Below are 20,998 nucleotides of genomic sequence, written 5' to 3'. Positions count from 1 at the left end.
AGTCATGACCCTGAAACACTCGGTGTTCTATCGCGCCATTCAATTGGGTTTGGTAGGTCTCTTGGCGGGCTTCAGTTTCATTGCCCACGCGGCTTTGTTTGAAGACAATGAAGCGCGTCGCGCCATTTTGGATTTGCGCCAAAAGCTGGATGTCACGCAGCAAGGTTTGAAGTCCCAAACTGAAGACATTGCTGTGTTGCGCAGAGCATTGTTTGAACTTCAAAATCAAATTGAGGCATTGAAAGCAGAACAGTCTGCACTCCGAGGTGCCAACGAGCAATTGCTGCGTGAGTTAACTGAGATTCAGTTGAAACAAAAAGATGTGTTGCAGACTGTCGACACGCGACTCAGTAAGTTTGAACCCGTCAAAGTTGTGTTGGATGGCTTGGAGTTTCAGGCTGACCCGGCAGAAAAGAGAGAGTTTGAGGCGTCTTTGGCTGTGTTCAGAACAGGTGACTTTGCAGCGGCACAAAACAGTTTGTTGGCCTTTCTGCGCAAGTACCCCACCAGTGGTTACGCGTCATCGACTTTGTTTTGGCTAGGCAACGCGCAGTACGCAACCAAGGACTACAAAGAGTCCATTGTCAATTTTAGAAAACTGCTCAGCATCGCGCCGCAACACGCTCGCGCACCTGAGGCCATGCTGGCCATTTCCAATTGTTTGGTGGAACTGAAAGACATCAAAGCCGCCAAAAAAGCCATGGAAGATTTGGTCAAGCAGTACCCCACGTCTGAGGCTGCTCAAACAGCCAAAGACCGATTGGCACGTTTGCGTTAAAGCATGACCCAAGATCAACTTGCACAGTTGCAGTGGATGGTCTTGGGCGCAACGGGCCTCGTCTCGGTGTTCTTGGGTGCTTTGATGCACCGCACCCACTTTTGCACCATGGGCGCTGTGAGTGACGCGGTGGTCATGCAAAATTTTGACCGCTTGCGTCAGCTGGCATTGGCCTTGGTGGTTGCATTGTTGGGTTTTGGGTTTATGTCGTTGGCGGGGCTGATCTCGCCCCTCAAGTCGGTTTATGCAACGCCCGTCATTTATTGGTTTTCCTCACTCTTTGGTGGCCTGCTGTTTGGCTGGGGAATGGTGTTGTCCTCGGGTTGCGGCGCCAAGGCTTTGGTACGCTTGGGTGCAGGCAATTTAAAGTCTTTGCTTGTTTTGCTCACCATGGGTCTTTCAGCCTTGGTGGCAATGAAAGGCATGTTGGCCTATCCGCGCGTTCATTATTTAGAAGCACTGACTTGGGCGCCCACGCAGGGTGTTTTTGCAGGCCAGTGGTTCTCATCCATTTTTCAAGTTGAATTGGCCTCGGGCGTATTCATGGCTGCTGTGTTTGGAAGCGTCTTACTGTCCTTCTGGATTTTCAAAGATCGAAGCTTTTTGACGTCTTTCAATGTAGGGACTGGTTTGTCTGTCGGCTTGGTAATTTGTGCGGTATGGTTCATTTCAGGCGTATGGGGGCATGGCTTGGAACATCCCGATACCTTGGATGAATTCTTTTTGGCGACCACCAGTCGAAAAATGGAAGCCCTCAGCCTGACGGCACCCGTCGCAATGAACTTGGATGCACTCTTGTATTTCAGCGATGGCACCAAGCGTCTCACTTTGGGCATGGTGAGTGTGCTTGGCATTTGCATGGGTTCATTTTTCAGTGCGCGCTGGTCTGGCACATTCAGGGTGGAAGCCTTTGTCAACAAAGCTGATTTATTGAGGCACCTTGGTGGTGGGTGCTTGATGGGGGTAGGCGCGGTCCTGGCGATGGGATGCTCCATCGGTCAAGGCTTAAGCGGCATGTCCACCTTCAGTTTGGCAAGCCTGATTGCATGCTTGGGCATGTTGTTGGGTGCCTATGCGGCACTCTGGCGAGACATGCAGCAAGCGTGACGCGCAAGATTTCATGACGCAAGCCTCTCTCAATGACCGTCGCTTTGGCGGAATGACCCGACTTTATGGTGTTGGCGGCGCAGCCAGGGTTGCGCAATCACATGTCATGGTGGTGGGCATTGGCGGGGTTGGCTCCTGGGTTGCAGAATCCTTGGCCAGAAGTGGTGTAACCGAGTTGACCTTGGTGGACATGGACCACATTGCAGAGTCCAACATCAATCGGCAGATTCACGCACTTGAATCCAGCGTAGGCCAAGCCAAGGTCTTGGCCATGAAGGCACGCATTGCCCAAATCAACCCTGAATGTTGTGTTCATGTGGTGGACGATTTTGTTTCACCTGAGAATTGGATTGAAATTTTGCACCAAGTTCAATCCGATCCCTCTTGTCAATCACCCATCATGGCTGTTGTCGATGCATGTGACCAAGTGAAAGCCAAAGTGACCATGGCCGACTGGGCCATTCGACACAAGAAGTTTTTGGTAACTCTAGGGGCTGCAGGCGGCAAGCGAGAGGCTCATCGTGTAGAGCAGGGCGATCTATCGTTGGTCACGCACGATCCTTTGTTGGCCCAATTGCGCTACCGTCTGCGCAAAGAAAAAGGTGCGCCCAAGGATGGCAAAAAGATGGGGGTCCATTGTGTTTTCAGTCGAGAAAATGTGGCGCCACCTGATGCCTCATGCAACATCGAAGGCGATGGCAGCTTGAATTGTCATGGCTACGGATCCGTTGTCACGGTTACTGCTAGCTTTGGTATGGTGGCAGCATCATTGATATTGAATTTTCTTGCAACAGGGTTTGAAAAACCCAAAAAATGACGCTATAATTTAAGGCTTGAGTAGGGGGGTCGGTAGCTCAGTCGGTAGAGCAGCGGACTTTTAATCCGTTGGTCGCGAGTTCGAATCTCGCCCGACCCACCAATTACTCATGTCCATTTCAAAAACCCCGCAAGGCTTTCGCTTTGTGGGGTTTTTTCTTGGGTCAAGGTATTTTTGCACCTCGCAATGCACCTTGCAAGTGAGGGCTTTATGTGCTTTGTTCGAGTTTTTCAAGCTCTTCGGACCATGCCAACCACTGTGCCTCCAAGGCTTCCAACGAATTGTTGACCGTCTTCAATTGCTTGCCAGTTTCGGCAATGTCCGCTGGTGACAAGGCTTGCGTTAATTTCTCTTCCAGCGCAGTTTTTTCTGTCTGAAGTCGAATCAATTCAGCATCCGCTTTTTCAATGGATTTTTTCAGAGGTTTGGTCAGTGCTGATCGCTGCTGACGCAGCAAGGCATCCTCTTTTTTTTGCTCTGCTGTTCTGTTTTGAAAAGGCGCAGTTGGTTTGACGGCCACTTCGATGGGCGCAACCGGTACCCACAAAGCTGCTGCATCATTGGCCTTGGCTTCTTCGCGCAGACGCTTAGACTCTTCAAGCAAGTAACGTTGGTAATCATCAAGATCACCGTCAAAGGGTTTGATTTCGCCTCGACCCACCAACCAGAACTCATCACACACAGCGCGTAGCAGGGCACGGTCGTGACTGACCAGCATCACCGTGCCTTCAAACTCATTGAGCGCCATGGACAGAGCTTCGCGCGTTGCCAAATCCAAGTGGTTGGTTGGTTCGTCCAGTAGGAGTAAGTTGGGACGCTGCCACACAATCATGGCCAAAACCAAACGCGCTTTTTCACCGCCGCTCATTGAGCCAACACTTTGCTTCACCATGTCGCCGGTGAAGTTGAACGTGCCCAAGAAATTACGCAAGTCTTGCTCACGTGAGGATTGACCCGGAATGCTGCCCAGCTCTTTGACCAAGCGGATCATGTGCTCTAGCGGATTGTCGGCTGGGTGCAAGACGTCTAATTCTTGCTGTGCAAAATAGCCGATGTTCAAACCTTTTCCTTCGGTCAATTCGCCTGACAGCGCCTTGATGCTTCGCGCAATGGTTTTGACCAAGGTTGACTTGCCCTGACCGTTGGCACCCAAAATGCCGATACGCTGTCCAGCGAGCACCGACTTGTTGACTTGTTTGACAATGACTTTGTCTTGGCCCTCTACCGAATAACCCAAGTTGGCATCTGAAATGGCCAGCATGGGGTTGGGCAAGTTTTGAGGTTCTTTGAATTCAAAGGTGAAATCTGCATCTGCCAAGACCGGCGCAATTTTCTCCATGCGCTCAAGCGCTTTGACGCGACTCTGTGCTTGCTTGGCTTTGCTGGCCTTGGCCTTGAAGCGGTCAATGAACTTTTGCAAATGTGCAATCTTGTCTTGTTGCTTGGCAAATGAGGCTTGCTGAAGTTCAAGTTGTTGAGACCGCAGTGTTTCAAAGGCACTGTAGTTACCACCGTATCGATTTAACTTAGCGTGTTCAATGTGCAGGGTGACATCGGTGACCGCATCTAAAAACTCTCTGTCGTGGCTGATCACAATCATGGTGCCTGTGTACCGCTTTAGCCATGCTTCTAGCCAAACCAAGGCATCTAAGTCCAAGTGGTTGGTGGGTTCATCCAGAATCAGCAAGTCAGAAGGGCACATCAAAGCGCGGGCCAATTGCAGACGCATGCGCCAGCCACCAGAGAAACTGTTGACGGCCTGGTTCAATTCGGCCGATCGAAAACCGAGACCTAAGATCAATGACTGTGCTCTGGGCACGGCATCGTGCTCTCCAGCATCTGCCAGGTCAACGTGCGCATGGGCCATGGCCATGCCATCCTCAGAAAGTTCGGCTGCATGCAGCGCAGCTCGCAATTCGGCCAATCGTGTGTCGCCACCCAGAACAAAATCCGTTGCGCTTTCATCTGTCTCTGGCATGTTTTGAGCAACTTGCGCCAATCGCCATTGCTTGGGCATGGAGAAGTCGCCACCGTCCTCGTGCAGGGTGCCGTTAAAGAGGGCAAATAGCGTGGACTTGCCTGCGCCATTGCGGCCGACCAAGCCTACTTTTTCACCAGGATTGATGGTGACCGAGGCAGCATCGAGCAACACTTTGGCGCTACGGCGCAGCGTGACATTTTTCAGTTGAATCATGGAGAAGTATGAGCGTCGGTTGCTCGCAAAGAGCGGCCGAGAAAGATCAATTCTGAATTAGGGTGTGATTTAAAAGAAGGGACTGGCAAGAAGCCTAAAGCTTGGTACAGGGCCAAACCCGTTGAATTGCTTTGCCATGTACTGAGAACCGCTTGATCATAGCCTTCGGCTTGGGCTTTTTCTAAAAGGTCTCGAATTAAGACCTTGGAGCCGCCTTGGCCCCGAAATGCTGGCTGAATGAAGAGTCGTTTGATTTCGCATGCACCTTGCATTTTTGTGGATGCGAGTGCGCCGCAGCCAATGACCTCTGCCTCCAGATCTGTATTGCTCTGAGCGATCAGCAGGAAGGCTGCGCCATGCGGCGGGCCATAACGTGCTGGTAGATCATCGAGGTCCTTCCAAATGCTGCTGAGGTGGGGTTGGTCCAAATCGGTCGCAGCATAGGTTCTCAAGAGCTTGTCGAATTGTTGCCAATCTTGCGTTGATTCAATGAGGCGTGTCGACAAATGAGAGGGGTCTAACTGCGCGCTCATGACAAAGGGGATACTTTTTCAATCGCTTCTTTGGTCAGCAGTAAGACTTGGTCTTCGCCGGCACTCGTCTCAAGCCAAACGGCTTCAAGTCTTGGAAATGCGGTTTCGAAGTGTTCTCTTTCATTGCCGATTTCAAGAACCAAGATGGCTTTGTCGTTCATGCGATGAGGCAAGTCTTGCAGCAACTGCCGAATAAAGTCCATGCCGTCAGAGCCACCAGCCAATGCCAACAGTGGCTCTGCTTTGTATTCGTCAGGCAAAGCCTGCATGCTGGCTTCGCAAACATAAGGCGGGTTGCAAATGATGCAATCGAATTTTTGCTGGAGCCCTTTGAGGCCATCGCTCTCGATGAGTTGAATGCGTTGAGTCAGTTGGTGTTTTTCGACATTGATTTTGGCCACTGCCAATGCCTCTGACGAAATGTCAGCGCCAGTGACTTGAATATCTGGATAAGCCATGGCACACAACACGGCCAAGCTGCCGTTGCCAGTGCAGAGGTCCAAAAAAGAATGCGAGTTTTCCGAAAGCCAACCATCAAACGCGCCATCGGCAATCAGCTCTGCAATGAAACTGCGCGGCACAATGCTGCGTTCATCCACATAAAAAGGAATGCCTTGAAGCCAAGCTTCTCGGGTGAGGTAGGCCGCTGGTTTGCGTGTTTGAATGCGTTGTTCAATGAGGGCTTGGCAAGCTGCAATATGCGCTTGTGAAATGTCTTGAACATGGAGGGAGGGGTTCAATGCGCCAACTTGCTGTTGCAGTTCTTGTGTATCGTCTGACAAGTCCAGGTCTAAAGGCAATTGGAGTTGCCACAACACAAGCCAAGTGGCTTCATCTTGTGCATTCAAGGTGCCGTGACCATAAGCCACTTTGGCTTGTTCTAATTGCTGGGCACTGTTTTGGATGAGTTGTTTTAAATCCATGACGTGCGTGTTTTAAGGTGTCTTGCCATGTTGGCGTGCGCAAGCCTGATTCAAGTTCAGCAATACTTTTTTGTAAATGTTTTTCAGAGGCTCAATGTCAGCCAATGCCACGTGCTCGTCAATCTTGTGAATGGTGGCATTGGGGGGGCCTAATTCAATCACTTGAGGACAGGTTTGCGCAATGAACCGACCATCACTGGTGCCGCCCGTTGTGGACAACTCTGTGTTCAAACCTGTCACCTCGAGAATGGCTTCTTGTACGGCTTTGACCAAGGTGCCTGGTGTGGTGAGAAATGGCAGCCCGCCCAATGTCCACTCAATCTCAAACTTCAACTGATGCTTGATCAAGACATCTGTGAGTCGTTGTTTCAAAGTGGCCTCTGTTGATTCGGTACAAAAGCGGAAATTGAAATCAATCACCATTTCGCCCGGGATGACATTGGTGGCACCAGTGCCGGCTTGTACGTTGCTGATTTGCCAGCTGGTGGGTGGAAAAAATTGGTTCCCTTCATCCCACACCATGCTGGCCAATTCAGCCAAAGCGGGTGCTGCACGGTGAACGGGATTGTCTGCCAACTGCGGGTAAGCAATGTGACCTTGAATGCCTTTGACGATCAGTTTGCCACTGAGAGATCCCCGGCGCCCGTTCTTGATCATGTCGCCAGATTGTTTGACCGAAGTGGGTTCACCCACAATGCAAAAGTCTGGCGTTTCATGGCGCTGCTGCAACATGTCGCAAATGCGCACAGTGCCATCCAGAGCTGGGCCTTCTTCATCACTGGTCAGGAGGAATGCAATGCCCAAAGCAGGTTCTGGGCATTCTTGATAAAACTCTTGTGTGGCCACCACCATGGCAGCCAATGAGGTTTTCATGTCACTGGCGCCACGACCAAATAATTTGCCATCGCGGTGCGTAGGGGTGAAGGGGTCGCTGGTCCACTTTTGCAGTGGGCCAGTAGGCACCACATCGGTATGACCCGCAAAGGCCAATGTGTGACCCGACGAACCGGCTTTTTTGGCCCATAAGTTTCTGACGCGGAAATTCTCGGGACCCAAATCGATCACTTCGCATTTGAAACCCAGAGGCTCAAGGTGTGAATTGATCAATGGAATGCAGCCGCCGTCTTCTGGTGTGACGGAGGGCAGTGCAATCAATTGCTCTGCCAATCGCAAAGTGGCGCTCATGCTGTTCGCCCCGCGCGAATGAAGCGTGCGATGCGGTGGGCGGCTTCCAAGCACTCCTCGGTTTCAGCAACCAGGGCCATGCGAACACGTCCCTGTCCGGGATTCAGGCCGTTGGCAGTTCTGCCAATGTAGCTGCCGGGTAAAACAGTGACGTTTTCTGCTGCATAGAGTTCACGTGCAAAGTCTGTATCGCTGTTGTTCCAAGCAGATGGCACACCTGCCCATAAATAAAAACTGGCGTCGGGCAATTGAACGTCCATCACCTCAGCCAAGACCGGGGTGACTTGGGCAAACTTGGTGCGATACATGTTCCGGTTCTCCACCACATGGGCTTCATCATTCCAAGCAGCCACACTGGCAGCTTGAACCACGCCACTCATGGCGCAGCCGTGGTAAGTGCGGTAAAGCAAAAAGTCTTTGATGATGGCTGCGTCACCTGCCACAAATCCACTTCGCAGGCCAGGCACATTGCTTCGCTTGGACAGGCTGGTGAATGAAATCAGACGTTTGAACTCTTTGTAACCCAACTGGCTGGCAGCTTCCAAGCCACCCAATGGCGGCTCATCACGGAAATAGATTTCGCTGTAGCACTCGTCGGAGGCAATGACGAAGCCATATTTTTCGCTCAACTCGAACAGTTTTTTCCACTCTGCCAGCGGCATGACCTTGCCTGTGGGGTTGCCTGGGGAGCAAACAAATACCAGCTGGGTTTGGGCCCAAATGGCATCGGGCACGGCGTCCCAATTGGCTGAAAAGTCGGTTTCTGGCGCATTGGCCACGTAAAACGGTTCAGCACCACCTAAAAGCGTCGCGCCTTCGTAGATTTGGTAGAAGGGGTTGGGGCTGATCACCTTCGCGCCCGGCTTGGTGGGGTCTAGCACGGCTTGCGCCAACGCAAACAAGGCTTCTCGCGAGCCATTGACCGGCAAAATTTGAGTGGCTGGGTTGACTTCAATGGCATAACGACGCTTGAGCCATTGGGCACAGGCTTCACGCATGCGCAACTCACCCAAGGTGGCGGGATAGCCAGACAGGGCGGTATCAAGGGACTGAATCAGGGCTGTTTTGATGAATTCGGGCGTTGCATGTTTGGGCTCACCAATGCCCAAACTGATGGGGCTGCGGTTGGTTGGGGGGGTGACACCGGCAAACAACTGACGGAGGCGCTCGAAGGGGTAGGGCTGAAGGGTGGCCAATAATGGATTCATTCCTCAATTATCCGGGATAGTTGTGGTCAATTTCTCCCCAATTTGAGGGGAAATCTGCGTCAGATCCTTGGTTCGGGTCGGTTAACATGGAGGCTTGAGGCACAAGGTGTGCCTTTTGACCCAATTTCTGACTGCTGTGCGCCTTAATTCCATCAAATTATCAGGATTCAAATCCTTCGCAGAACCCACCAATTTTGTGCTGCCTGGCCAATTGGTGGGAGTTGTTGGCCCTAATGGTTGCGGCAAATCCAACATCATGGACGCATGCCGCTGGGTTTTGGGCGAGTCCAAAGCGTCTGAGTTGCGTGGCGAGTCCATGCAAGACGTGATCTTCAATGGCACCAATACCCGTAAAGCAGCCAGCCGCGCCAGCGTGGAGTTGGTCTTTGACAATGCAGATCACCGTGCGGGTGGTCAGTGGGGCCAGTTTGCAGAAATTGCAGTGAAACGTGTGCTGACGCGCGATGGCAACAGCAGTTACTACATCAACAACCAGCCTGTTCGACGCCGCGACGTTCAAGACGTGTTTTTGGGGACAGGCTTGGGACCCCGCGCCTACGCCATCATCGGCCAAGGCACGATCAGCCGAATCATTGAGTCTCGCCCTGAAGAGTTGCGCCTCTTTTTGGAAGAGGCTGCTGGCGTGTCCAAATACAAAGAGCGTCGACGCGAAACTGAAAATCGATTGTCTGACACGCGCGAGAATTTAACGCGTGTTGAAGACATCTTGCGGGAGCTCAACGCCAACCTTGAGAAGTTGGAAAAGCAAGCTGAAGTTGCGCAGCGCTTCAATGACTTGAAGTCCGACAGCACATTAAAGCAACAGCAGCTGTGGTATTTCAAACGTGCAGATGCCGAATCTGATCAAGTCAAAATCAAGGCCGACGTTGACAAAGCTGTCATTGACTTAGAAGCCCGCATTGCCGATTTGCGGCACGTTGAAGCCGATCTGGAAACAGTTCGTCAAGCGCATTACGCCGCAGGTGATCAAGTCAATCAAGCTCAAGGTTTGCTGTACGAGGCCAGCGCAGAAGTCGGCCGTTTGGAAGCCGAAATTCGATTTGTGGTGGAAGGTCGTCAGCGCGCTGAACAGCGAATGGCGCAATTGCAAGAACAAACGGCCGATTGGTCAGACCGTCAAGTTCAAGCCCAAGCCGAGTTGGAGTCTTTGGCAGAGCAAGCCCTCCAAGCCGAAGATCAAACCCTCACTTTGGCCGCTCAAGTCGAAGAGCAAGCCCAAGCCTTGCCAGATTTGGAAGAAGCTCTGCGCCAAGCGCAAGCCAAAGCCAACGAACAGCGCAGCAGTGTGGTTCAAGTCCAGCAGCAAATTCAAGTGTTGGCCGCAGATCAACGCAACATTGAAGACCAAACCCGCCAACTGACCATGCGCCGTGAGCGCTTGGTTGCTGATCGCAATGCCTTGGACGCCCCTGACGAACAGCGCTTGCTGAATTTGCAAGCGCAATTGGGACAAGCCGAAGAATTGGCCAAAGAGTCCAGTGCACGCTTGCAGGAACTCGAAGAACAAACACCGCGCTTGGACCAAGAACGTCGTGACAAGCAGCAAGCAGTCAACGATGAGTCTGCCAAGTTGGCCGATCTGTCTGCCAAGATCGAGGCGCTTAAATCCTTGCAAGAAAAGGTAAAAACCGACGGCAAGCTCAAGCCCTGGTTGAACAAGCATGGCTTGGACAATTTGCAAGGTTTGTGGAGCAAGATCCACATGGAGCCCGGCTGGGAAAATGCCATGGAGTCTGCGCTTCGTGAGCGTTTGTCTTCCCTTGAGGTTTCTCGCCTCGACATGGTCAAGGCCTTTGCTTCAGACGCCCCACCTGCCAAGCTGTCTTTTTATGCGCCTCCCAATGGCACTGCCACTGTGGCTCGCAAAGGCTTGCCCTCAGCCTGCCGACCCTTGTCTGATTTGTTGCGCCTCTCCGATGCAGGTTTGTCTGCACTGTTAACGGATTGGTTGCAAGGTTGTTTCACGGCGCCTTCTTTGGAAGATGCCATGGCTTGGCGCGATCAACTGCAAGGCAGCGAATGCTTTGTGGTTCAGGCGGGTCATGCGGTTGGCAAACACAGTGTCAGTTTTTACGCACCAGATTCTGAACAAGCTGGTCTGTTAGCCCGTGCGCAAGACATTGAAAATTTCGAAAAACAATTGCGTGCACAAACACTGATTGCGGAGGAAACCAGATCGGCTTCTGTCCGCGCAGAAGCCTCTTACTCAGATGCGTCACAACGTTTGGTGTCTGTGCGTCAAGAGGCTTCTGAAGCCCAATCTAAAGCGTACGAACTCCAAGTTGAAACTTTGCGCTTGTCCCAGTGGGCTGAGCAAACCCGTGCACGCAGTGATCAAATTGCCAGCGACTTGGCCGAGGTCGACTTGAGCCTTGAAGATTTGCAAGAACGCCGCATGACCGCGGAAGGACGATTTGAAGAACTCGACATGCAATTGGCCGACAGCCAGGAGCGTCACGCCCAATTGGACGAACGTGTCATTGAAGCCGAACGCAAATTGTCAGAGTGCCGCGAACAACAACGGACCTTGGAGCGTTTGGCGCAAGAAGCCACGTTTTCACAGCGCAGCTTGGATGCGCGTCGTTCAGAGTTGCAACGTGGACTTGAAACAGCCGCACAACAAATCCAATCCATAGCGGCTGAACAAGAACGTGCGAAAGATGAACTGTCTCGCCTGACCGATGCAGCTGCACAAGCAGGTCTGCAAAATGCCCTCGCCATGAAGATGGAGCGCGAGCAGGTCTTGGGTGCAAAACGCAGTGAATACGACGACCTGACTGCCAGGTTGCGCGCCAGCGATGAGCGTCGTATGAGTTTTGAGCGCGAACTGGACCCCTTGCGACAACGCATCACTGAGTTGCAATTGAAAGAGCAAGCCTCTCGCTTAGGTTTGGAGCAATACACGCAGTTGCTGGTCGATGCAGAGGCTGATCTTGAAGCCTTGGCCAAATCGATTGAAGAAGGCAATGTTCGATTGACGGGCCTTCAGTCTGAGATTGACCGTTTGAACCGAGAAATCGCGGCTTTGGGTGCTGTGAACTTGGCGGCTTTGGACGAGTTGACTGCGGCGCGCGAACGCAAAGTCTTCTTAGATGCGCAAACGGCTGACTTGACGGAAGCCATGACCACCTTGGAAGACGCGATCAAGAAGATTGATGCTGAAACACGCGACTTGTTGGGTGGTACCTTCAAAATTGTGAATGAGCACTTTGGCCGCATGTTCCCTGAATTGTTTGGGGGCGGTAACGCGCGCTTGGTGATGACGGGTGACGAAATTTTGGACTCGGGTGTTCAGGTGATGGCTCAGCCGCCTGGCAAAAAGAACCAAACCATTCACTTGTTGTCGGGTGGCGAAAAAGCCCTCACAGCCATTGCCTTGGTGTTTGCCATTTTCCAGCTCAATCCAGCACCTTTCTGTTTGCTCGACGAGGTGGACGCGCCACTCGACGATACCAACACCGAGCGCTATGCCAAACTGGTGAAAAGCATGGGCAAGGAAACACAGTTCTTGTTCATTAGCCACAACAAGATCGCAATGGAAATGGCAGAGCAACTCATTGGCGTCACGATGCAAGAGCAGGGTGTATCTCGCATCGTGGCTGTGGACATGGAAGCTGCGGTTTCGATGGCCGAGCTCACTTGAATTGAAATGAGCGCACCTGTTTCAACCTTCACTTACGCACATCACACATGAGCTCATTGCAAAACAGTTTGGCCTTGGTCGGTGGTTTGACACTTGTGGGAGTTGTTTTGTACAACTTTTGGATAGCACGCCAAAATGCACCGAGGCAAGCTGATCCAGATTCTGCCGCGCAAGACCCTGGCCTTCAAATTCACGAGCCAGATCCATCCGCTGGACCCAAGGATCCCAGCTTCTTGGACGATGCTTTGGATGTTTTGCCTGTTCCCGATAAAAAGCCACCTTTGGATGCGCTGATCGACGTCATTGCTCCCATTGAAGTCGACGCGGCAGTGTCTGGCGATGCAGCCTTGGCAGCCTTGCCTGCTACCCGCCGTGTCGGAACAAAGCCATTTGCCGTTGAAGGTCTGAGTGACACCAGTGGTGAATGGGAGACCCCTGTTGCAGGCCGCCGATATCACTCATTTCAAGCGGGTGTGCAATTGGCCAATCGCGTGGGCCCCTTGAACGAAATTGAATTTTCTGAATTCGTCATCAAAGCCCAAGCTTTTGCCGACGCTATCAATGGTGCCCCTGAGTTTCCAGACATGTTGGAAGAGGTGGCACGTGGGCGCGAGTTGGATCAATTTGCCAGTGAGCATGACGCGCAACTGAGCTTCACCATTTGTGCAACGTCATCTGCTTGGAGTCCTGGCTACATTCAACAGCATGCTGCGCGATGGGGTTTTGTGGCGGGCGTTATTCCCGGCCGCATGGTGTTGGCTGCGCCTGTACAAGGCTTGCCACCCATTTTGTCTTTGTCCTTTGATTCTCAGGCTGCCATGGCCGATGACCCTGCCTTGTCTGCCATTCGTGAGTTCACTTTGAGCTTGGATGTGCCACAAGTACCTCGTGATGAGCATGCGTTTGCGCGCTTGCGTGAAGCAGCCCGCATCTTGGGGAACGAAATGGATGGCGTGATCACAGACGGTGCAGGACACGCATTAACTGACGATGACTTGAACGCCATTGCAGCCGACTTGGAGCAACTGTACGACGCCCTCGATCAGCGAGAGCTTTCTGCAGGTTCGCCTCAAGCACGACGCTTGTTCTCCTAAGCGTTTGCGTTTTTGCCCCTCAGACTCGGCATGGTTAGACCGTGAATCTAGATTTATTTTCAGATCCTAACGATGGCAAAGCGTCACCTGCTGCGGATGTCGCTGAGCAAGCAGCGAACTTAAGAAGACAGCTTCACCATCACGCGCATTGCTATTACACCCTCGATGCGCCCGAGGTACCTGATGCTGAATACGATCGTTTGTTTCGTGCGTTGCAAGCGCTGGAGTCTGCACACCCCCATTTGAGAACACCCGATTCACCGACCCAACGCGTCGGCGGCTCTGTGCTGCCTGAATTTCAGACCGTTCGCCATCAAGTGCCTATGCTGAGCATTCGCACAGAGACCGACACCGAATCTAGTGGCGCCATTGCATTTGATACGCGGGTGCGGAAAGAGCTGGCCCTGAGCGATGCCGATCCTGCAGTTGACTATGTTGCTGAATTGAAGTTTGATGGCTTGGCCATGAGCTTGCGTTACGAGCATGGTGTGCTTGTTCAAGCCGCCACACGCGGTGATGGTGAGTTTGGTGAAGATGTGACGCACAACATTCGAACCATCGGTCAAATACCTTTGCAACTGCCATCAGACGTTCCAGATGTTTTGGAAGTTCGTGGCGAGGTTTACATGCGCCGTGATGACTTTGAGTCCTTGAATGAGCGGCAGCGTCAAAAAATTGCGGAAGGCGCCAAAGGGGAGAAAACTTTTGTCAATCCACGCAATGCCGCTGCAGGGGCTGTTCGCCAGTTGGACTCCAACATCGCTGCACAGCGTCCTTTGAGTTTTTTTGCGTATGGTTTGGGCGAGGTTAAAGAGGGCTCGTCAGCATTTCAAGCCTTTCAAACGCACTATGAATTGCTTCAAAGCCTAAAACGCTGGGGCTTTCCTGTCGCAGAACAAACGCGCTGCGTTCAAGGCGCGGAAGGTTTGATTGAATTTCATGCGCAAATTGCCGCTGAAAGAGATGCCTTGCCCTATGACATTGATGGCGTGGTTTACAAAGTCAATTCTCTTGGGCTTCAAGCGCAGTTGGGGTTTGTGACGCGCGAGCCCAGATGGGCTGTAGCACACAAGTACCCAGCCCAAGAAGAAATGACACAGGTATTGGACATTGATGTCCAAGTGGGACGCACTGGCAAGTTAACACCCGTCGCCAAATTGGCCCCCGTGTTTGTGGGTGGTGTCACTGTGACCAACGCAACCTTGCACAATGAAGATGAAGCCCGTCGCAAAGATGTGCGAATAGGTGATACGGTCATTGTTCGCCGTGCGGGGGATGTGATTCCTGAGGTGGTTAGCGTGGTCTTGGACCAGCGCAAGCCCGAAGCGCTGGTATTCACCATGCCCAAAATTTGCCCCGTTTGCGGCAGTCCTGCACTGAGGGATGAGGGTGAAGCAGACTACCGTTGCAATGGTGGATTGTTTTGCAAAGCTCAGCAAAAACAGGCCTTCCTGCATTTCGCCCAGCGCCGCGCCGTAGAGGTGGACGGACTGGGTGAAAAATTGATTGATCAATTGGTCGACGCAGGGATCGTCAATACTTTGCCTGATTTGTACAAGATGGGTCTGACCGCCTTGGTTCAACTCGACAGAATGGCTGAAAAGTCAGCATTCAACATTCTCAAAGCATTAGAAGCTTCAAAGTCCACGACGCTGCCACGTTTCATTTACGGTTTGGGTATTCGTCACGTCGGTGAGGCGACAGCCAAAGAATTTGCAAGGCACTTCGGTACCCTGGATGCTTTCATGAATGCAGATGAAGAAGCACTTTTGCAAGTTGCAGATGTGGGTCCTGTGGTTGCCAAAAGTGTCATCACTTTTTTTGCACAAGCCCACCATCAAGAAATCGTGGCCCAACTTCGTGCATGTGGTGTTCATTGGGATGAGGGGCCACCAGCAGAACGACAGTTGCAAATTTTGTCGGGTAAAACGGTGGTATTGACCGGAACTTTGCCTACCCTCAGCCGTGATGAAGCCAAAGAAATGCTGGAAGCTGCGGGTGCCAAAGTTGCGGGTTCCGTTAGCCAAAAAACCAGTTATGTGGTGGCGGGCGCAGAAGCCGGCAGTAAATTAGACAAAGCGGTAGCCCTTGGCATTCCAGTTTTGGATGAAGCGGGCTTGATTCAATTGCTTCAAGGAAATCAAGATGAAAGTGCGTGAAATATTAAAAATGGGCGATCCCCGTTTGCAGCGCGTTGCACAACCTATCGAAAAGTTCAACACGCCCGAATTGATTCAAGGTTTGGCAGACATGAAAGAAACCATGCTGGCGGCCCATGGCGCCGGTTTGGCAGCACCTCAAATCGGTTGGGATGTGCAAGTGGTTATTTTTGGCACGGGTCAAGTCATCTCACGTTATCCCGACGCTGCGCCAGTACCTTATACCGTGCTGATCAATCCCATCATCACACCATTGAGTGATGAGTTGCAAAACGATTGGGAAGGTTGTTTGTCTGTGCCTGGCTTGCGCGCTGTGGTGCCTCGCTGGCAAAGTATTCGCTACACAGGTTTTGATGAATTGGGCAACGCCATTGACCGAACCGCTGAGGGCTTCCATGCCAAAGTGGTCCAACATGAATGTGACCATTTGATGGGTATTTTGTACCCTCAGCGCGTTCGTGATTTTTCTAAGTTTGGATTCAATTCAGTTTTGTTCCCCGAGTTGGCCCCTGAAAAATCGGCTTAAAGCTTGGCTAAACGTGCCAACGCAGACTGCAAAGTACTGTCTTGTTTGGCAAAACAAAACCGGATCACGTTTTGGTCAAAGCCATCTCCATAGAAGGCCGACATGGGAATGGCGGCCACACCAATTTCCCGCGTTAGCCATTGACAGAATTGGGACTCTCCCAAATTCTTTTCCGGTACAGACAGTTCAGAGATGTCGACGCATTGGAAATAGGTGCCTTCACCAGGCAACATCTTGAAGTTCGTCTTGGAAAGTCCGTCTCTGAACAAATCGCGCTTGCGTTGGTAAAACTGCGGAAGATCCAAGTAAGGCCTTGGATTTTGCATGTACCTGGCCAGTGCATGCTGAACTGGCGTGTTCACTGTGAAGACATTGAACTGATGCACTTTGCGAAATTCAGCAGTCAACGATGCGGGTGCTGCAACTGTGCCAACTTTCCAGCCAGTGACATGGTATGTTTTGCCAAAACTAGACACTACAAAAGCCCTTGCCGCCAAACCTGCATAACTAGAAGCGCTGTGATGTTTCAATGGGGCGTACACCATGTGTTCGTAGACCTCATCACTGATCAACAGCACTTGGGTGGGCGCCAAAATGTCTTGAAGCTTGAGCATGTCCTCGTGACGCCAGACCATGCCGCTGGGGTTATGCGGTGAGTTGATCAAAATGGCGCGGGTCTTGGGTGTGATGGCTGCTTGAATTTTGACGAAGTCTGGCCTGAATGTGCCAGGCGTTAGCGGCACACGTACAACTATGCCGCCTGCCATCTCAATGTTAGGTACGTAGCAGTCATAGCAAGGTTCTAAAACAATGACTTCATCACCTGGATGAACCACAGCCAACATGGTCGTTAGGATGGCTTGGGTGGCACCTGCGGTGACCGTGATCTCGCTTTGAGGGTCGTAATGACGACCATACAAGGCTTCAATTTTTTGGGAGACTGCTTCTCTAAGGGGCGCCGCGCCCGGCATGGGCGGGTACTGGTTCAGGCCTTCTTTCATCGCCTGCGTCACTTGATCGACCAAGTGGGGGTCGCATTCAAAATCTGGAAAGCCTTGGCCTAAATTGACAGCACCAGTTTCAGCCGCCAAGGCCGACATGACGGAGAAGATGGTGGTGCCCATCTTGGGATGTTTGGAAGTTACTTGCGGTGTCATGATGGCTGCCTCACATGTCATAGTCGTTCACATGGCCTGTCATGGCTTTTGCAACCAAAGCAGCCGTCAATCGGTCACTCAACAATTCGGCAAACTGATAAACAAAGTTACGCAAATAAGCGCCACGTTTGAAGGCCACGCGCGCCACATTTTTGCCTAACAAGTCGCCCAAAGGCCTCGCCACCAAATCTCCGACAGGATCGTCTTTGACAGCCATTTCAGCCACGATGCCGACGCCGAGTCCCAATCGCACATATGTTTTGATCACGTCTGAATCAATGGCTTCCAGGGCAATTCTGGGATGCAACTTTTTGCTTTCAAACGCTGCGTCAATGCGTGTGCGGCCTGTGAATGAAGGGTGGTAGGTGATCAAAGGTTCTTTGGCTATGTCTTCCAAATGCAGGTGTTTTTTCTTGGCCAAAGGATGGTCGGGCGCCAAGACCAACATGTGTTGCCACTCGTAACAGGGCAATGTGACCAAATCATCATAATCTGCCAATGATTCTGTGGCCATGCCAATTTCTGCCGTGTCATCCAACAACATGCGTGCGACCTGATCGGGTGATCCTTGGTGCAAACTGATGTTGACTTGAGGGTATTGTTCGCGCAGGCGTGCAACGGGCACAGGTAAGACATAGCGGGCTTGCGTGTGCGTTGTGGCAATCGACAGCGTGCCGTTGTGTTGCGCGCTGTATTGCTCACCAATGCGCTTCAAGTTGCCGATTTCTCGCATGATGACTTCAATGCTTTTCATCACATGCTGGCCAGGTTCTGTGATCCGCTTGAGTCGCTTGCCATGCCTGGCAAAAATATCGATGCCCAGTTCTTGTTCAAGCTCGATGATGGCTTTGGAGACACCTGGTTGTGAGGTGTGCAGCGCTTTGGCCGCCTCGGTCAGGTTGAGGTTGCGCCGTGCAGCTTCTTGTACAAACCGGAATTGATGTAAGTTCATATCAATAAACCCTGTAAGAATGTGTTTATTATGCCTTACAGATCTATAGCTGGCGTGCTTTGCTGCTTCAATCAGGGCAAGGAAGCCAAGGCGATGTTGGCCATGGCCTGCGTTAATTGGGGTTCCTCCCCAATGGCACGTCTAAGATCGAACTGAACGTCTGCATGATCTTTTTGAAGCTGCTGTACCAAAACGGGCAGGTCTTCGCGGGCATGCCTTCCCACACCCAAAAACATGGGAACGATGACGATGTGTTGAATGCCGCGCGCAATCATCATGGCCGCCGTGGTGGGCAAGTCAGGCGCTGTTAATTCCAGATAGGCGCAAGCGACATCGGTTTGGGGCGACACGGTTTGTATACGTTGAGCCACGGCCTCAATGGGTAAGCGCCAGAGGGCATCGCGTGAGCCATGCGCAAACAAAATAATGCCTTGCTGACGAGATGGAGATGTCATGAATTGCCAATCAACGCAGCCTTACTGCCTGAGAACCAACCACCCAAAAGTGGCCAAAGAAATGATGCTGTAAATCATGGCCGGTGCCGCAGCTGTGAGCCAAGGTTGCCAGTTTTGCAGATTGCCCATGAAACCGAAGACATTGTTCAAGAGGTAAAAACTAATGCCTGCCATTACGCCACCAAAAACATAGCCAGCAATGTTGCCCGAGCGAAAGTGCAAATAAGCAAATGGCAAAGCCAAGGTCAACATCACCCAGCAGCTGAGTGGGTAGAAAACTTTTCGCCAAAATTCAATTTCGTACTTTTGTGCGCTTTGACCATTGGCCGCCAAATGGCGCATGTACTGAAACAGATCAATCGTTTTCATGCGATCTGGACTCAGTAGCGCTGCACTGATCATTTCTGAAGTGATCTCAGTTTGCCATTTCCATTCAGGCAATTGAATGACCTCAATGCGCGCTTCGTCGCCACGGGTCATGTGGAACACACGTCGATCGACAGGCTTGAGCAGCCAAGCACCGTCGTCAGTGAATTCAGCGCGAGGAGACAAGGTGATCGATTTCAAACGTCCATCGTTGTCAAACTCGCTGATGCGAATGTTCTCTGGCTGACCGGTGCTACTAAGGCCGCGAACGTTGACAGCAAATTGTGAATCAGTTTGTTTTTCACGCAGCCAAGCGCCCGTTTGACCCACCGTAATTTGGCCTTGGTAGTTGGCCTTCAAAAGTTGAGCTTGCCGATCGGACCAAGGCGAAATGTAATCACCAAAAATAAAAGTCACTGTGACAAAAATCAGGCCCAGTTGAAACAAGGTTTGCAGCGCCCGCCAAGGTCCAAGTCCCCCAGTGCGAAGGATGGTGAACTCGGAACTTTGCGCAAATCGCGCCATGACAAAGATAGAGCCAATCAAGACCGAGATAGGCAGCAACTCATACAAGTGATTGGGAATCAGCAAGGCCACATACATCAAGGCATGTTGCAGCTGATAGCCTTGTAACTTGTTTTTGCTCAGGGTTTGAAGTTGGTCTACCAAATCAAAAAAGACGAACAAAGCCAAGAAGCCCAAAGCGACAAAACTGACCGCGCGAATGATTTCGCTGTGAATGAGTTTTCGGACGGTTTTCATGCCGCACTCCTGGTTTTCGGCTGGACTAGCGTGAACAAACTTCGCCAAGACAAATTCAGATGGCGAACTGTGAGCCAGCTGATGGCGAGCAAAAAAGCACCGCCATGGAGCAGCAGCATGAAGGCGGGCAGGGTGGTTCTGCCCGATGCGATCCAGTTTTGGCCCACATTGACCATGTTGTAGTAGCCCACAAAACAAAACAAGGCCACAGCCAGGTGATAACTTTTACCAACGCGAGGATTGACGCTGGCCACCGCCAAGCCCATGATCATCAGGTTGAATGCCGCAAAGGCCAATCCAAGGCGCCAGGACAATTCACCCAGGTTGATGGCCGTGGGTGCTTTCAACAATCCTAAGGTGCTGATCATGCGGCTTTGAACATCGGTGTTGACCAACTTGGACGTGGGGTCGATCAACAATTGGTAATCTTTGAATTCGGTGATGCGTACTTCACCTGTTTGATGATTGCGCAACATTTGCTGCCCTTGCTGCAGGCTTAAAAAACGTTCGCCCTGATGCCATTCAATTTGACCTTGCTGGGCCGTGGTGATGGTTTCGATGGCACCTTCAATGCTTGAAACAAAAACATGACGCCCCGTCTGATTGTTAGGACTGTCCTTGTCGATGAAAAATACGCGCTTGCCACCAGCGGATTCTTGAAATTGACCGGGTGCGACGCGCTCGATGTCATTGCGTTGTTCGTAGCGATCCCTCAAGTCTTGAATTTGTTGGTTGCTCCAGGGCCAGACAAACAAGGCAAGCAAAGCAATGGCCAACAAGATAGGCCATGCAAATCTCAACAGCGGTTTTGAAAAAGAAACGAGGCCTCTGCCACTCGAAAACCAAATGACCATTTCACTGTCTGCATACATGCGAGACAAGGTAGACACCACTGCAATGAACAAACTCAGCGTCAAAATCGTGGTCAGATGACCGATGACTGTCAAGCCCATCACCAACATGACTTCTGAGGGATTGACCGACCCGCGCGTAGCTTGACCCAGCGTTCGGATCAAAATAATGGTCATCACGATGGTGGCCAAAACCACGACCGTGGCACCAAAACTTCGAGCCAAGTCTTTTCGAATGGAAGAATGGAATAACATTGATGCGCTACT

17 protein-coding genes and 1 tRNA gene are annotated in these 20,998 nt (G+C 51.7%); 8 read left to right on the top strand and 10 right to left on the bottom strand.

What is annotated here, in order from left to right:
• Positions 1-4: 4 nt before the first annotated feature.
• The 4 genes from ybgF (at position 5) to B9Z46_RS00925 (ending at position 2,804) form a co-directional block, all read left to right on the top strand.
• Entirely contained in the window at positions 5-778 is a 774-nt protein-coding gene (gene ybgF / locus B9Z46_RS00940; protein ID WP_055360706.1) for a tol-pal system protein YbgF, read from the top strand.
• Positions 779-781: 3 nt separating this feature from the next.
• The gene (locus B9Z46_RS00935) at positions 782-1,885 is read left to right on the top strand and encodes a YeeE/YedE family protein (protein WP_055360707.1); all 1,104 of its coding nucleotides are present in this window, start codon (positions 782-784) and stop codon (positions 1,883-1,885) included.
• A 13-nt stretch (positions 1,886-1,898) separates the two neighbouring features.
• Positions 1,899-2,702 (top strand): ThiF family adenylyltransferase, encoded by an 804-nt coding sequence (locus B9Z46_RS00930; protein WP_108254799.1) that lies wholly within the window; start codon positions 1,899-1,901, stop codon positions 2,700-2,702.
• 26 nt (positions 2,703-2,728) lie between these two features.
• A tRNA-Lys gene (locus B9Z46_RS00925) sits at positions 2,729-2,804 on the top strand.
• 106 nt (positions 2,805-2,910) lie between these two features.
• On the opposite strand, the gene B9Z46_RS00920 is transcribed toward B9Z46_RS00925, so the two are convergent.
• From B9Z46_RS00920 to dapC, 5 genes are read right to left on the bottom strand one after another with little or no spacing between them, the layout of a single operon-like run.
• Positions 2,911-4,896, bottom strand: coding sequence for an ABC-F family ATP-binding cassette domain-containing protein (locus B9Z46_RS00920; protein ID WP_055360709.1), 1,986 nt, complete (start codon positions 4,894-4,896; stop codon positions 2,911-2,913).
• Entirely contained in the window at positions 4,893-5,429 is a 537-nt protein-coding gene (locus tag B9Z46_RS00915) for an N-acetyltransferase (protein ID WP_055360710.1), read from the bottom strand. The genes B9Z46_RS00920 and B9Z46_RS00915 overlap by 4 nt, the downstream gene beginning before the upstream one ends.
• On the bottom strand, positions 5,426-6,352 hold the full coding sequence (gene prmB, locus B9Z46_RS00910) for a 50S ribosomal protein L3 N(5)-glutamine methyltransferase (RefSeq protein WP_108254223.1): 927 nt from the start codon (positions 6,350-6,352) through the stop codon (positions 5,426-5,428). The genes B9Z46_RS00915 and prmB overlap by 4 nt, the downstream gene beginning before the upstream one ends.
• Before the next feature lie 12 nt (positions 6,353-6,364).
• Positions 6,365-7,537, bottom strand: coding sequence for a succinyl-diaminopimelate desuccinylase (dapE, locus tag B9Z46_RS00905; protein WP_108254222.1), 1,173 nt, complete (start codon positions 7,535-7,537; stop codon positions 6,365-6,367).
• Complete coding sequence (gene dapC, locus B9Z46_RS00900; RefSeq protein ID WP_055360713.1) at positions 7,534-8,745, bottom strand: succinyldiaminopimelate transaminase; 1,212 nt, start codon at positions 8,743-8,745, stop codon at positions 7,534-7,536. The genes dapE and dapC overlap by 4 nt, the downstream gene beginning before the upstream one ends.
• A 136-nt stretch (positions 8,746-8,881) precedes the next feature.
• Between dapC and smc the strand changes: the two genes are divergently transcribed.
• Genes smc through def form a run of 4 tightly spaced genes read left to right on the top strand, consistent with a single transcriptional unit; the run spans position 8,882 to position 16,188 of the window.
• A complete protein-coding gene (smc, locus tag B9Z46_RS00895; protein WP_055361947.1) occupies positions 8,882-12,409 on the top strand; it encodes a chromosome segregation protein SMC in 3,528 nt (1,175 codons plus the stop codon).
• Positions 12,410-12,456: 47 nt separating this feature from the next.
• A complete protein-coding gene (locus B9Z46_RS00890; RefSeq protein ID WP_108254221.1) occupies positions 12,457-13,503 on the top strand; it encodes a cell division protein ZipA C-terminal FtsZ-binding domain-containing protein in 1,047 nt (348 codons plus the stop codon).
• Positions 13,504-13,544: 41 nt separating this feature from the next.
• Positions 13,545-15,662, top strand: coding sequence for an NAD-dependent DNA ligase LigA (gene ligA, locus B9Z46_RS00885; protein WP_108254220.1), 2,118 nt, complete (start codon positions 13,545-13,547; stop codon positions 15,660-15,662).
• A complete protein-coding gene (gene def, locus B9Z46_RS00880) occupies positions 15,649-16,188 on the top strand; it encodes a peptide deformylase (protein ID WP_108254219.1) in 540 nt (179 codons plus the stop codon). Before ligA ends, def begins: the two co-directional genes overlap by 14 nt.
• Here the strand turns inward: def and B9Z46_RS00875 are convergent.
• The 5 genes from B9Z46_RS00875 to lptF all read right to left on the bottom strand — a co-directional run bounded on the left by B9Z46_RS00875 (position 16,185) and on the right by lptF (position 20,986).
• On the bottom strand, positions 16,185-17,345 hold the full coding sequence (locus B9Z46_RS00875) for a pyridoxal phosphate-dependent aminotransferase (protein ID WP_233245866.1): 1,161 nt from the start codon (positions 17,343-17,345) through the stop codon (positions 16,185-16,187). The genes def and B9Z46_RS00875 overlap by 4 nt on opposite strands.
• A gap of 10 nt (positions 17,346-17,355) precedes the next feature.
• On the bottom strand, positions 17,356-18,297 hold the full coding sequence (locus B9Z46_RS00870) for a CysB family HTH-type transcriptional regulator (protein WP_055360718.1): 942 nt from the start codon (positions 18,295-18,297) through the stop codon (positions 17,356-17,358).
• Between the two features lie 71 nt (positions 18,298-18,368).
• Positions 18,369-18,752: a sirohydrochlorin chelatase gene (locus tag B9Z46_RS00865; protein WP_108254217.1), complete on the bottom strand. Its 384-nt coding sequence runs from the start codon at positions 18,750-18,752 to the stop codon at positions 18,369-18,371.
• Positions 18,753-18,773: 21 nt separating this feature from the next.
• Complete coding sequence (lptG, locus tag B9Z46_RS00860) at positions 18,774-19,880, bottom strand: LPS export ABC transporter permease LptG (RefSeq protein ID WP_055360720.1); 1,107 nt, start codon at positions 19,878-19,880, stop codon at positions 18,774-18,776.
• Complete coding sequence (gene lptF, locus B9Z46_RS00855) at positions 19,877-20,986, bottom strand: LPS export ABC transporter permease LptF (RefSeq protein ID WP_108254216.1); 1,110 nt, start codon at positions 20,984-20,986, stop codon at positions 19,877-19,879. Before lptF ends, lptG begins: the two co-directional genes overlap by 4 nt.
• Between the last annotated feature and the right edge of the window lie 12 nt (positions 20,987-20,998).

Origin of the sequence: Limnohabitans sp. Hippo4 (assembly GCF_003063605.1) — a bacterium.
Classification (GTDB): domain Bacteria; phylum Pseudomonadota; class Gammaproteobacteria; order Burkholderiales; family Burkholderiaceae_C; genus Limnohabitans_A.
This window is presented reverse-complemented; position numbering and strand designations above follow the sequence as displayed.